The organism is Clostridium algidicarnis, from assembly GCF_000703125.1.
Classification (GTDB): Bacteria; Bacillota; Clostridia; order Clostridiales; family Clostridiaceae; genus Clostridium_L; species Clostridium_L algidicarnis.
Map to the genome: position 1 here is coordinate 2,484,941 of NZ_JNLN01000001.1, position 14,586 is coordinate 2,499,526.

A 14,586-nucleotide genomic window follows, 5' to 3' on the forward strand; every position below is an offset into this window, starting at 1 on the left:
AGGAGGTTTATAACATGGCAAGAGTAAAGAGAGCAGTAAATTCTCGCAAAAACCACAAGAAAGTATTAAAGCTTGCAAAAGGATATTACGGTGGTAAGAGTAAGTTATTTAAAACTGCTAATGAAACAGTTATAAGAGCACAAAGAAATGCTTATGTAGGAAGAAAACTTAAGAAGAGAGACTATAGAAAACTTTGGATCGCAAGAATAAATGCGGGTACTAGAATGAATGGACTTTCATATTCAAAATTTATGAATGGAATCAAATTAGCTGGAATTGATATAAATAGAAAAATGTTATCAGAAATAGCTATAAATGATCCTGAGTCTTTTTCAGATTTAGTAGCAGTAGCTAAACAACATATAAATGCATAATAAATAATTATATTAATGCGACTATAGTCGCATTTTTATTTATATTAAATCCAACATATAGTAGCATTATCTTATAAGATAATGCTACTATATGTTGGATGATAATATAAAAATTCTTTTGAGGTGATAACAATGCAAATAAGCTTTTTAAAAAGGATAAGTCTAAATGCAGTACAGATATTAGCAATAGGGTTTGCAATAGTTATATTTATAGGTGCTGTAATGCTTACATTACCAATATCATCTTCAAATGGTACGGTTACTAATTTCCTGGATTCTTTATTTACATCTACATCAGCAGTTTGTGTAACAGGGCTAATTACTGTGGATACTGGAACACATTGGAGTTATTTTGGAAAAACTGTTATAATGTTATTAATTGAAATAGGTGGTCTTGGATTTATGTCTTTTGCTACTTTAATAGCATTACTTATGGGCAAAAAGATAACATTAAAAGAAAGATTATTATTACAAGAGGCACTTAACGCTTCTAATATTCAAGGACTAGTAAAGCTTGCTAAATATTTACTTATATTTACTTTATCAGTTCAATTTTCTGGAGCCCTTTTATTATCCACACAGTTTATACCAGAGTTTGGTGTTGGAAAGGGAATATATTATAGTGTATTTCATGCTGTATCAGCCTTTTGTAATGCTGGTTTTGATTTGATCGGTAACTTTTCGAGTTTAACAGGTTATGCTAATAACTCTGTTATAATACTTACTATAGCAGGATTAATAGCCATAGGAGGATTAGGTTTTGCTGTTTGGGCAGAGTTATATAATTATAAGAAGTCTAAAAGGCTATCTTTGCATACAAAGGTAGTAGTTTCAATGACATTATTTTTAATAATAGCTGGTAGTATATTAATGTTTATATTTGAATTTAATAATCCTGGAACTATGAAGGGTATGTCATTTAAAGGAAAGGTATTATCTTCTATATTTGCATCAATTTCACCTAGAACCGCTGGGCTTAATTCTATACCAACAGATGCTATGAGTACAGCAGGTAAATTTTTAACTATAATTTTGATGTTTATAGGAGGTTCCCCTGGATCTACAGCAGGAGGTATAAAAACTACTACAGCCGGAATCTTGCTTATGACAGTAATTTCTGTAATTAGAGGAAGAAATGATACAGAGGTTTTCCATAAAAGGATTTCTAAAGAAATAGTTTATAGAGCTTTTGCTGTCACTACTCTTGGACTTGCATTAGTTACTGTTGTGACTATGATACTTTCTATAACAGAAGTTGGAGCTAGTTTTGAACACTTACTATATGAAGTAACTTCAGCATTTGCAACGGTGGGGCTAACTCTTGGGCTTACAACTAAGCTTACGTCAATAGGGAAGGTGCTTATAGCATTAACTATGTATCTTGGAAGAGTAGGTCCTATGACTGTAGTTTTAGCTTTGACGAATAAAAAAGGAAATAATGCAATTAGATATCCTGAAGAAAAGATAATGGTTGGATAGGAGTGAGAGTTATGAATAATAAACAATATGTAGTTATTGGGCTTGGAAGATTTGGAACATCTGTTGCTAAAACTCTTTATGAAATGGGGCATGATGTTTTAGCAATAGATATGAATGAAGATGTTGTACAGGAAATATCAGATGATGTTACCCACGCTATTCAAATGGATGCTACAGACGAACATGCATTAAGAACTTTAGGTGTAAGAAACTTTGATGTAGCTGTTATAACTATAGGATCTAACATTCAAGCTAGTGTAATGGTTACTCTTTTGATGAAAGAGCTAGGAATAAAATATATAATAGCTAAAGGTCAAAGTGAATTACATGCAAAGGTACTATATAAGATTGGTGCAGATAGAGTAGTATTACCAGAAAAGGATATGGGGATGAGAGTTGCCCATAACCTAGTTTCTTCTAATATATTGGATTATATTGAACTTTCACCAGATTACAGTATAATTGAGGTTAAATGTCCTAAACAGTGGGCAGGTAAAACATTATCAGAATTAAATGTTAGAGCTAATCATGGCATTAATATAATGGCTGTAAGAAAGAAAAATGAAATCAATATTTCTCCAATGGCAGAAGATATAATTGAGCCTACGGACGTATTAATTGTTATAGGTGCAGAGGATGATCTGTCAAGACTAGAAAGTACTATATCTGTAGATTAAGGTAGGGGGTATAAGAGCTTTGAACCTAATTGAAAGTAAAAATAACCCGCTAATTAAAGAAGTAAAAAAACTTCATGAAAAAAAATATAGACTCTTAATGGGAAAATTCATAGTAGAAGGTCTTAGATTTGTAGAGGAAGCTTTAAATAAAAGTTATTTAACAGACTCCTTATTTATAAGTAAAAATTATGTGGATAAATATAATTATTTATTAGATAATAATCTAATAAATGAAAAAAAAGTTTTTGTAGTTGAGGATAATATTTTTAAATCCTTGTGTTATACAGAAAGTCCCCAAGGAATAATAGCGGTTTGTAATATAACTAAAGAAAAATTTAATATTACAGATGGGTTTTATATTCTTGTAGACAAGGTACAAGACCCTGGTAACTTAGGAACTATAATAAGATCTGCCCATGCAAGTGGTGCAAAAGCAGTTATATTAACTAAAGGAACAGTAGACTTATATAATCCTAAGGTGCTTAGATCTACTATGGGTTCTATTTTCTATATACCAATAATAGAAGATGAGAGGTCTGAATATATAAATGAACTAAAGGCTAAAGGGTTTAAATTTTTAGTTAGTAGTTTAGATACAGAAGAAAACTTTTATGATATAGAACTAACTAAAAATCTAGTTATATGCGTTGGAAATGAAGGTAATGGAATTAGTGAAGATATTTATAAATTAAGTGATATTAAAGTTAAAATACCTATGCCAGGTGGCGCAGAATCTTTAAATGTATCTATAGCAGCCTCTATAATGATGTTTGAAGTTATAAGACAAATAAATTCTAGTATTGAATTTATTTAAATTAGTATGTATAATGATTTTAACTAAATAAATAATGGCAATGAAAGAGAAAGTAAATATAAAATATGATGTTAGATATTCATGAATATATTTTCAGGGAGAAGGGGTCAAAGACTGAAAGCCTCTTTAAATATAATTATATTGAAGTTCACTCCGGAGCACTAACTGTGAAATATAAGTAGTAGTTAGCGGATAAAACCGTTAAATTTAACTAAGGTAGTAGTGTTGCAAACTACTAATTAGGGTGGTAACGCGGATATTCCGTCCCTTTTTTGGGACGGTTTTTTATTTACCCATAATTATCAAAGATAGAAAGGAGAAAATAAGATGAAAGAAAATTTAAAGCTAATAAAGGAAAGAGCAATAGAAGAATTAAAGAAAGTTAATTCTACTAATGATATTGAATCAATAAAAATTAAGTATTTAGGTAAAAAAGGTGAACTTACTGGTATATTAAGGGGAATGGGAGGCTTACCTAACGAAGAAAGACCCATAATAGGAAAGCTAGCAAACGAAGTTAGAGAATCAATAGAACTTTATATAAACAATGTGGCAAAAAACATAAAAGAAACAGAAAGATTAGAAAAATTAAGTGAAGAAACTATAGATATATCACTTCCAGGAAAGAAACAGATAATTGGTAAAAGGCATCCTTTAGACCTTACATTAGAAAGCATGAAAGAAATATTTATGTCTATGGGATTTTCAATAGAGGAAGGTCCAGAAGTGGAGCTTGACTACTATAATTTTGAGGCTCTTAATATACCTAAAAATCATCCTGCTAGAAGTGAACAAGATACTTTTTACATAAATGAAAAGGTGGTTTTAAGAACTCAGACATCACCAGTTCAAGTAAGAGTTATGGAAAATCAAAAACCACCTATAAAAATGATTTCTCCAGGAAAGGTTTATAGGTCTGATGCTGTAGATGCTACTCACTCACCTATATTTTATCAAATGGAGGGGCTAGTTATAGATAAGGGTGTAACCTTTGCAGATCTAAAAGGTACCTTAGATATATTTGCTAAAAAGATGTTCGGAAGTAATGTTAAAACTAAATTTAGACCACATCACTTTCCATTTACAGAACCTTCAGCAGAGATGGATGCTACATGTTTTGTATGTGAGGGTAAGGGATGTAATGTTTGTAAAAATAGTGGCTGGATTGAACTTTTAGGCGGTGGAATGGTACATCCAGATGTGCTTAGAAACTGTGGTATAGATCCTGAGGTTTATAGTGGATTTGCCTTTGGTTTTGGAGTAGATAGAATGGTTATGTTAAAGTATGGAATAGATGATATAAGGTTGTTATATGAAAGTGATATAAGGTTCTTAAAAGAATTTTAATTTAAAAGATTTTAATAAAAACATATTAAAAAAATTAATCGAGGAGGAATAGTGGATGAAAGTACCATTTACGTGGCTTAAGGATTATGTAGATATAGATATAAATGTTAATGAATTAGCAGATAGGTTGACTCTTTCGGGATCAAAAGTTGAAGAGGTTATAACAACTGGAGATGAAATTAAAAATGTAGTAACAGCAAAGATAGTTAAAATTGAACCACATCCAGATGCAGATAAACTTGTTATTTGTCAGCTTGATATAAAAAAGGATGAGTATTTGCAAATAGTTACTGGGGCTAAAAATATGAAAGAGGGAGATATTGTTCCATCGGCCCTTCACGGCGCTTCTTTAGCTAATGGACTTAAGATAAAAAAGGGTAAATTAAGAGGAATACCTTCTAATGGAATGATGTGTTCAGAAGAAGAACTAGGACTTGCAGAAGAAGGCACTGCTCTTGGGTTAATGATATTACCTACAGATACACCAGTTGGAGAAGATATTAAAGAGGTATTAGGTTTAAATACTTCAATTATAGATTTTGAAATAACCTCCAATAGAACGGATTGTATGAGTGTAGTCGGTATAGCAAGAGAAACAGCAGCCACTCTTGATGTAAAATACAAAATGCCTAATACAAATTATAAGGTTTCAGAGGAAGAAAATATTAAAGATATGATAAAGGTTGAAGTAAAGGATTCATTATGTAAAAGATATATGGCAAGGTCTATTAAAAATGTAAAGATAAAATCATCACCATCTTGGATGCAAGAAAGATTATTAGAGGCTGGAATTAGACCTATAAATAACGTGGTGGATATAACAAATTTTGTAATGGTAGAGTTAGGTCAGCCGATGCATGCTTTTGATATGAGGTATATAAAAGGAAATTCTATAATAGTTGAAAGAGCTACATCAGAAGAAAAGTTTATTTCTTTAGATGAAGTTGAAAGAGATTTAAACGAAAATGTTTTAACTATAAGAGACGAGGAAAGAGCAATTGCTCTTGCAGGAATCATTGGGGGGTTAAATTCACAAATAAAAGAAGATACAAAGGTAGTATTACTTGAATGTGCAAACTTTGATGGAACTAATATAAGGGTAAATGCTAAAAAGTTAGGGGTTAGAACAGAGTCTTCTTCTTTATTCGAAAAGGATTTAGATCCTAATCTAACAAAAATAGCATTAGATAGAGCTTGTAGCTTAATAGAAGAGCTAGAGGTTGGCGAAATTATAAGTGGAACTATAGATTACTACGAAGATAAAGTATTGGAAAAAGAACTAGCTGTAGATTATAAATGGATTAATAAGTTTTTAGGAACATCTTTAAGCAAAGAAGATATAAAAGGATATTTAGATAGGCTAGAGTTAAAGACTTTAGTAAAAGAAGATATGTTAATAATAAATGTGCCCACATTTAGAAGAGATATAAACATAAAAGAAGATGTAGCTGAAGAAGTTGCAAGGATTTATGGTTACAATAATATACCTTCTACATTCAATAAAACTGTAACCCTAAAGGATGGCAAAAATCTAAAGCAAAAATTAGATGATAAAACTATATCAGTACTTCTTAATAGTGGGTTAAATCAATCTATAAGCTATTCTTTTGTTAGCCCTAAGGTTTTTGATAAGATTAATGTATCTAAAGAAAATGTTTTAAGAGATACAATATCAATTAAAAATCCTTTAGGTGAAAATTATAGTATTATGAGAACTACTTGTATTCCATCTATGATGGAATCTTTGGCTAGAAATTATTCCAGAAACAATGAAGAAGTTTCTTTGTTTGAAATAGGAAATGTATATATAAAAACTAATAAGGATTTACCAGAAGAAAGAAATACCTTGGTGATAGGCCTATATGGTGAAGTAGAATATCTTAATTTAAAAGGTGCTATAGAAAATTTAGTGGAAGCTTTAGGAATAGAAAAAACACATTATGAAAGACAAAGTGAAAATCCAACATTTCACCCTGGTAAAACAGCTAACTTATTTATAGGTAAAGAATGCGCTGGAATATTAGGAGAAGTACATCCTAATATTACTGAAAAGTACGGTATTGATACTGAATGTTATATAGCTGAAATAAATTTAGATATACTATATAAAAATGCTAATATAATTAAAAGATATAAAGCGTTACCAAAGTTTCCAGCAGTTACGAGGGATATTGCTTTAATAGTAGATGAAAATACTTTTGTTCAAGAAATTCAATCAGTAATAAAAAATACTGGAGGGAATTTAGTAGAAAGCATTAATCTTTTTGATGTATACAAAGGAAAACAAATAGAGGATGGCAAAAAAAGTGTTGCATATGCTATATCCTATAGATCTGAAACAAAAACCCTTACAGATAATGAAGTAAATAAAGTACATGATAAGATAGTTAGAGCATTAGAATATAAGTTAGGGTGTAAATTAAGGTAAAATTTCGTATTTCCTGAAAGTAAATTATGTGATAGAATATAAATATATATTAATTAAAATATGAATTTATCTAAGAGGGTGTTTTGCATGAATGTGATCACTATAAAAATAAATGGAATAGATTATAACTTAAAAGGCGAAGAAAATGAAGAATACTTAAATGAGATTGCAAGTTATGTAGATAAAAGGTTAAAAGCTTTAATGGATAATAATAAAAAGTTAAGCGTTTCATCTGCATCTATTTTAACAGCAATGAATGTAGTAGATGATGTTTTTAAAACTCAATCTAAACTTTTAAGTCTCACAGAAAACATATCAAAACTTGAACAAAGAGAGCTAGAGCTTACAGAACAACTAGAAGTTCTTAAGAAACAGTTGATTCATATGGAAAATTATAATTATGAACTTAAAAATAAGATAATTTTATTAGAATCTGAAACTCATGATAAAATTGATGAGGAAGAAGTAATTGAATTAAAGAATCAAAACAAGACTTTGGAAGAAAATAGTAAAGGCTATTTAAAAGAAAACCGTGAACTTAAGGTAAATAACAAGGAATTAAAGTTTCAACTACAATCTGCTAAGTATAAACTTATAGATATGCAACATAGACTTTTAGAAAATCAAATTGATTTAGTAAAAATAAAAAAAGAAAAGAATCCATTAATAGCAGATAAAGTCAAGTAAAAACATAAGCCTATACAAGATTAGAGTGTTGACCATGTCAGCACTCTAATTTCGTAAATGAGCTAAACTAGGAGGATAAAAATGCAAAAAGTGGAACTTTTAGCTCCAGCAGGTAGTATGGAAAGCATATATGCTGCTATAAAAAGTGGTGCTGATGCTATATACATGGGAGGAAGCAAATTTTCAGCAAGAGCATACGCAACTAATTTTGATAACGAAGAATTGATAAAAGCCGTAGATTATATACACTTAAATGAAAAGAAGGTTTATATAACATTAAATACATTAATAAAACAATGTGAATTAAAAGAAGTGATAGAATATATAGGGTTTTTATATGAAATAGGTGTGGATGCACTTATAACTCAGGATCTATCCATACCTTATATAGTTAAAGATAGATTCAAAGATTTTGAAATTCACGCATCTACTCAAATGACAATACACAATGGCGATGGTGCAATATGTCTTAAGGATTTAGGCTTTAAAAGAGTAGTACTATCAAGAGAATTATCTTTAGAAGAGATAAAGTATATATCAGATACTTTAGATATAGAAACTGAAGTGTTTATCCATGGCGCCTTATGTATATGTTATTCAGGTCAGTGTTTAATGAGTAGCATTATTGGTGGTAGAAGTGGAAATAGAGGAAGATGTGCTCAGCCTTGTAGAATGCCCTATACTTTAATTAATAAAGATACTAAAGAAGAAAAGAGTGCATTCTTATTAAGCCCAAAAGATATGTGTACCATAGAAGATTTAGAAGACATAATAAATACCAAAACATCTTCTTTAAAAATTGAAGGAAGAATGAAAAGGCCAGAATATGTGGCTGGAGTCGTAGAAACTTATAAAAATGCTATAGATGATATATTAAAACATAAGGCAAGAGTGAGTTTAGAAAAAGAAAAGAAAAAGCTATTACAATTATTTAACAGAGAAGGATTTTCAAAGTCATATCTTTATGGAAATAAGGGAAAAGATATGATGTCTTATAATTATCCTAAAAATACAGGCATATCCATAGGTATTGTTGATAAAGAAGGGTATATAACATTAAAAGAAAATATAAATTTAAAAGATGGAATAAGATATGATGATAAAGGATTTACTATATCTAAAATAATTTTAAAGGGTAAAGAGGTCTTAGGAGCTAAAATTGGGGAAAAGGTTATGCTTTATCCTTCAGAATATAAAAAGTCAACGGAATTATTTAAAACTTTAGATATAGAATTAATGAAAGGCTACGAAGAATATTACAAGGAAAAGACAAATATTTCAATAAAAGCTAAGGTGACATTTGAAATAGGGAAGCCTTTTTCCTTAGAGATTACCTATAAAGATAAGGTACAAACATTACAAGGCGCCATTGTAGAAAAAGCTAAAAATAGACCTTTAACTAAGGAAAAGATAGTAGAAAACCTTCAAAAGTCTTCAGATAACGTATTAAAAATATCTGATATAAAGTTTGAAGTTTATGAAGAAGGGTTTATTCCTATTTCTGCAATAAATGAAATTAGAAGAAATATTTTAAGGGAATTAGAAGAGGAAATAATAAAAGGCTATAGAAGAGATAAGGTAGCGGAAAACAATTATATTTTAAAAGAGAAAAAGATAGAACAAGCACCAGAAATAATGGTAGGTGTAAATACTCTTATTCAGTTAAAAGCTGCAATGGATAGCAATGTTAAAGATATAATTATAAATCCTTATTTTAGAGGAATTAAGTGTATAACATCGATAGATTTTTCTAAAATAGCTAAGGATACAAAAGTATATATAGAGATTCCTACTATAGTAAGAAAAGAATTTAATTCTATAGTAAGCTTTATTGAAAATAATAAAGAAAATATAGCAGGAATTGTTACATCAAATCTTGGAATAATAAACAGATTTAAAAATAGTATTAATATAATTGGAAGTTACAAATTAAATTTATATAATAATTTAGCTTTAAACGTAATGGATGAATTTACAGATTTAAATTGTATAAGCATAGAACTTAATAGAAAAGAAATAAAAGAAGTGCTTAAGAAGAAGAGAAATAATTGTCAAGTATTTGTTTATGGAAAGCCTGAGCTTATGGTAAGTGAATATTGTCCCATAGGAAGTGTAAATCAATGTGGGCTTTTAGGAAACATATCCTCTAATAATAAACCAAAATGTTTAGAGGGTGAGTATGTACTAAGGGACAGGAAGAACATGGACTTTTTAGTTAAGACTGATAAGTTTTGTAGAAGTCATATATATAATACAGTGCCTATAAATCTAATAGATAAAATAGAAGAGTTAAAAGGGTTTGGAGCAGATTCTTTTAGGCTGGATTTTATTGATGAAGATTATGAAAAAGTAATTTCAGTATTATCCACATTAAAAAATAAAGAGCTATTAGAGGGCATGGCAGATTATACTAGAGGGCATTATAAAAGGGGAGTAGAATAATAAGTTTAGGCTATTTTAAAGGTTAAGTAAAATAGTTTGTAGATAAAGAGGAGTTGATTACTTATGAATAACAGAGCGCTAAAGATATTAGAATTTAGCAAAGTAAAAGATGAAATTAAAAGATATGCATCTACTAAAGCTGCAAAAGATATTATAGATGATTTAGTACCATATACCAATGTATATGAAGTAAATAGAAGCTTAAAAGAAACTGAAGAGGCCTTCAATAGCATGGTAAAAAAAGGGCCACCACCATTTTATGGTTTATATGATGTTAGAGATTATTTAATAAGGATTGAAAAAGGTGGTGGAGTTTTAGCCACTAATTTATTGAAAATAGCTCAAATGCTAAGATGTAGCAGAGGTATTAAGGATTATGTAAATAGGAAGGTGGAAGAAGAATCTTTTCCTATGCTTGAAAATATATGTGAGGGTATAGTCCCATTAAAATATTTAGAAGAAGAAATATTTCGAATTATAGTTAGTGATGAAGAAATTTCAGATAGGGCAAGTGATACTTTATACACCATAAGGAGAAGTTTAAAAGATAAAAATAGTTCATTAAAAGATAAGGTTAATTCTTTAATAAAAACATACTCTAAATATTTACAAGAAAATCTTTATACAGTAAGAGGGGATAGATACGTAATACCAGTAAAGGCAGAGCATAAGGGTATGGTCCCAGGGCTTGTACATGATCAGAGTTCATCAGGAGCCACCTTGTTTATAGAGCCTATGGGGCTTGTAAATTTAAATAATGATATAAAAGAGCTTATGTTAAAAGAAGAAGCAGAAATTGAAAGAATACTAGATGAATTATGTTTTAAAATTTATGAAAAGATTGAAGTTATAAAAGTTAATGCACAAATTATTTGGGAAATAGATTTCATTTTTTCAAAGGCTAAGTATGCAAGTGAAATAAATGCTATAAAGCCAAAGGTAAACGAAGATGGAAGCTTCAATATAATACAAGGAAGACATCCGCTTATAGATCCAAAGGTAGTTGTACCCTCAGATATATATTTAGGTAAAGATTTCACTTCAATTGTTATAACAGGACCTAATACTGGAGGGAAAACTGTAACTTTAAAGACAGTTGGCCTTTTGCATGTAATGGCTATGAGTGGTGTTATGATACCAGCTGCATATAATTCTTCTATTAACTTTTTTGATGAAGTATTTGCAGATATAGGAGATGAACAAAGCATTGAACAAAGTTTATCTACATTCTCATCTCATATGACTAATATAGTAAGCATAATAAAGGAAGCTAATAAAGGCTCTTTGGTGCTTTTGGATGAACTTGGTGCTGGTACAGACCCTACAGAGGGAGCAGCTTTAGCTATGTCTATATTAGAGCATCTTAAATCTAAGGATGTAAAAATAATTGCAACTACTCATTATAGCGAGCTAAAAGTTTATGCTATTAATACTAAGGGCGTCGAGAATGCATCTGTAGAATTTGATGTTAAAACATTAAGACCCACCTATAGGTTACTTATTGGAATACCAGGAAAGTCTAATGCCTTTGAGATATCAAGAAAACTTGGGCTTCCTGATTATATTATTCAAAGCTCTAAAGAGCTTATATCAAAAGATAGTTTAGAATTTGAGGATTTAATTGAAAGCTTACAATCTAAAAGTGTTGATGCAGATAAATTTGAGAGAGAAGCTAGGTTATTAAAAGAAGAAAGCGAAAAGCTAAAGGAAAAATATGAACAAAAGCTTCAAGCTTTAGAAACTTCAAAGGAAAAGATATTAGAAGAATCCAAAAGAAAGGCTAAAATTGCTCTTAAAGATGCCAAAGAAGAAGCAGATGCTATATTAAAAAACATTAGGGAACTTGAAAAAATGGGGTATTCCTCTAAGGCAAGACAAGATATAGAGGAACATAGAAATAAATTAGCTAAGGAATTAGATAAACAAAGCACCACACTTATACCAAAAGAACATAAGGGTGAAAAATTAGTAAGTGTTAAACTTGGAGAAGAAGTATTTGTACCATCTTTAAATCAAAATGTTATAGTGCTTACAAATCCAGATAATAAGGGAGAGGTCCAAGTTGAAGCAGGTATAATGAAGATAAATCTTAAACTCGAAGACCTTAGAAAAATAAATAATAATAAAAGCTCAAAAGAAAGACGGAATAGTAAAAAACAAGTTAATTTAAATTTAAAAAGTGTAGGTGCATCTGTAGACCTTAGGGGACAAGATTCTGAAGAGGCTTGTTATAATGCTGATAAGTACTTAGATGAGGCGTACTTAGGAGGTCTTGGATTAGTCTCTCTTATACATGGAAAGGGTACAGGAGTACTCAGAAAGGCTATAAATGACATGCTCAAAAGGCATCCTCATGTTAAAAACTTTAGGCTTGGTGAATATGGAGAAGGTGGCGATGGGGTAACCATGGTACAATTAAAGTAGTAAAGGGTGAGTTTTTTGATTATAGTAAGTGCATGCCTTTATGGCGTAAATTGTAGATATGATGGAAAATCTAGCGAAAATGCTAAAATAATTAATGCTTTTAAAGAAGACCAAATTATTTTAGTGTGTCCGGAAGAATTGGGTGGGCTTAAGACACCAAGAACCCCTTGTGAGATATATAAGGGGACGGGTAAAGAGGTGTTGAATGGTTTGTGTAAAGTTAAGTCATCAAAGGGTGAAGATTTCACAAGCTACTTTATAAAAGGTGCAGAAGAGACTTTAAAGATAGCAAAAACTTTTGATGTTAAAAAAGCTATTTTAAAATCTAAAAGTCCATCTTGTGGGCTTAATACAATTTATAACGGAGATTTTGATAAAACCTTAGTTAAAGGTAATGGCGTAACTGCACAATTGCTTATAAATAATGGAATAGATGTAATAACAGAAAATGAAATAGATGAATATTAAAACAAAGAATAATAAAAGAAATTTATTAAAAGGCAGCTTTTTTTTGATAAATTTCTTTTATTCAAAGATAAAGGTTACATAACAATTATTATGTAACCTAAATTTAAACGTAAACTAAAATTAAAATTATAAAAATTACCAAAAGGAATAATTAAAAAGATATATTAATAAAATAATAATAATTACTCTGTTTAACAAACTTACTTTATATAAAAGAATAAATATGGTATATTAAATTTTATAAGAATTATATACTAAGATTTAGTTAAAACTTAGGAGGAAGGTTAATGAAAAATATCACTATAATTGGAGCTACAGGATCTATAGGTATGCAAACCTTAGATGTAATTAGAAAAGACAGGGACAATTTTAATCTTGTAGCAGTATCTTTAAATAAAAGCTATGAAAAAGCTATTGAAATAATAGAAGAATTCCAGCCTAAATATATGGTAGTGAATAATTATGAAACTTATAAAGCAATTAATCAATTTGTAGATAAAGAAAAAAAGAAAACTTTATTATTAAATGATATAGAAGGATTAAATTATATTGCATCTTTAGATGAAATTGATACAGTAGTTACATCTATAGTTGGAATGATAGGGCTAGAACCTACACTTAAAGCTATTAGATCTGGTAAAAATATAGCACTTGCAAATAAAGAAACTCTAGTAGTAGCTGGGGACCTTATAATGGAAGAGGCTAGAATAAATAATGTTAGTATACTGCCTGTAGATTCAGAACATAGTGCGATTTTTCAATGTATCCAAGGAAATAAAGAGAATAGAATAAATAAAATAATTTTAACTGCATCTGGAGGTCCTTTTAGAGGGAAAAGCATAGAAGATTTAAAAAAGGTTACATTGGAAGAAGCATTAAATCATCCTAATTGGAAAATGGGAAGCAAAATAACTATTGATTCAGCAACACTTATGAATAAAGGTTTAGAAGTAATAGAAGCACATCATTTATTTAATGTGGACTATGAAGACATAAATGTGGTAGTGCATCCACAAAGTATAATACATTCTGGGGTAGAGTTTAAAGATAGATCTGTTATTACACAGATGGGTAATCCAGATATGAGGCTGCCTATACAATATGCTTTAAATTATCCAAAGAGAAAGGAAGCTGTAGTAGATACACTAGACTTTTTTTCTTTAAAACCTTTAACCTTTGAAAAGCCTGATATGAACACATTTAGATGTTTAAGTTTAGCTTTTGAAGTAGGTAAAATGGGAGGAATTATGCCAACTATATTAAATGCTGCAAATGAAGTATGCGTTAGTCTTTTTATAAGTAAGAAAATAAACTTCTTAGAGATACCTGTTATAATAGAAGAATGCATGAGAAAATTTAATTTTAATGTAGAATTAAATTTAAAAAACATAAAAGATGCAGATAAAGAAGTAAGGTCATATATAAACTTAAAATATAATTAGGAGG

Annotated in this window: 11 protein-coding genes and 1 other annotated feature; all 11 genes read left to right on the forward strand. The window is 29.7% G+C overall.

Annotated elements, in window-relative coordinates:
- Nucleotides 1–14 precede the first annotated feature (14 nt).
- The 11 genes from rplT to dxr all read left to right on the forward strand — a co-directional run bounded on the left by rplT (nt 15) and on the right by dxr (nt 14,582).
- The gene (gene rplT, locus BV55_RS0111845; protein ID WP_029453026.1) at nt 15–374 is read left to right on the forward strand and encodes a 50S ribosomal protein L20; all 360 of its coding nucleotides are present in this window, start codon (nt 15–17) and stop codon (nt 372–374) included.
- Nucleotides 375–506: 132 nt separating this feature from the next.
- Entirely contained in the window at nt 507–1,853 is a 1,347-nt protein-coding gene (locus BV55_RS0111850) for a TrkH family potassium uptake protein (RefSeq protein ID WP_029453027.1), read from the forward strand.
- Nucleotides 1,854–1,864: 11 nt separating this feature from the next.
- The gene (locus BV55_RS0111855; protein ID WP_029453028.1) at nt 1,865–2,530 is read left to right on the forward strand and encodes a potassium channel family protein; all 666 of its coding nucleotides are present in this window, start codon (nt 1,865–1,867) and stop codon (nt 2,528–2,530) included.
- A 19-nt stretch (nt 2,531–2,549) separates the two neighbouring features.
- Nucleotides 2,550–3,344 carry a TrmH family RNA methyltransferase gene (locus tag BV55_RS0111860; protein WP_029453029.1) on the forward strand — a complete coding sequence of 265 codons (795 nt, stop codon included), beginning with the start codon at nt 2,550–2,552 and terminating at the stop codon, nt 3,342–3,344.
- A gap of 31 nt (nt 3,345–3,375) precedes the next feature.
- Nucleotides 3,376–3,616 (forward strand) — a binding site (T-box leader).
- Between the two features lie 55 nt (nt 3,617–3,671).
- On the forward strand, nt 3,672–4,691 hold the full coding sequence (gene pheS, locus BV55_RS0111865; RefSeq protein ID WP_029453030.1) for a phenylalanine--tRNA ligase subunit alpha: 1,020 nt from the start codon (nt 3,672–3,674) through the stop codon (nt 4,689–4,691).
- 55 nt (nt 4,692–4,746) lie between these two features.
- Nucleotides 4,747–7,119 carry a phenylalanine--tRNA ligase subunit beta gene (gene pheT / locus BV55_RS0111870; protein WP_029453031.1) on the forward strand — a complete coding sequence of 791 codons (2,373 nt, stop codon included), beginning with the start codon at nt 4,747–4,749 and terminating at the stop codon, nt 7,117–7,119.
- 87 nt (nt 7,120–7,206) lie between these two features.
- On the forward strand, nt 7,207–7,806 hold the full coding sequence (locus tag BV55_RS0111875) for a cell division protein ZapA (protein ID WP_029453032.1): 600 nt from the start codon (nt 7,207–7,209) through the stop codon (nt 7,804–7,806).
- 81 nt (nt 7,807–7,887) lie between these two features.
- Nucleotides 7,888–10,248, forward strand: a complete 2,361-nt coding sequence (locus BV55_RS0111880; RefSeq protein WP_029453033.1) for a U32 family peptidase — start codon at nt 7,888–7,890, stop codon at nt 10,246–10,248.
- Between the two features lie 63 nt (nt 10,249–10,311).
- The gene (locus BV55_RS0111885) at nt 10,312–12,672 is read left to right on the forward strand and encodes an endonuclease MutS2 (RefSeq protein ID WP_029453034.1); all 2,361 of its coding nucleotides are present in this window, start codon (nt 10,312–10,314) and stop codon (nt 12,670–12,672) included.
- 15 nt (nt 12,673–12,687) lie between these two features.
- Complete coding sequence (locus BV55_RS0111890) at nt 12,688–13,140, forward strand: 2-thiouracil desulfurase family protein (RefSeq protein WP_029453035.1); 453 nt, start codon at nt 12,688–12,690, stop codon at nt 13,138–13,140.
- Between the two features lie 287 nt (nt 13,141–13,427).
- Nucleotides 13,428–14,582, forward strand: coding sequence for a 1-deoxy-D-xylulose-5-phosphate reductoisomerase (gene dxr, locus BV55_RS0111895; RefSeq protein WP_029453036.1), 1,155 nt, complete (start codon nt 13,428–13,430; stop codon nt 14,580–14,582).
- Nucleotides 14,583–14,586 lie beyond the last annotated feature (4 nt).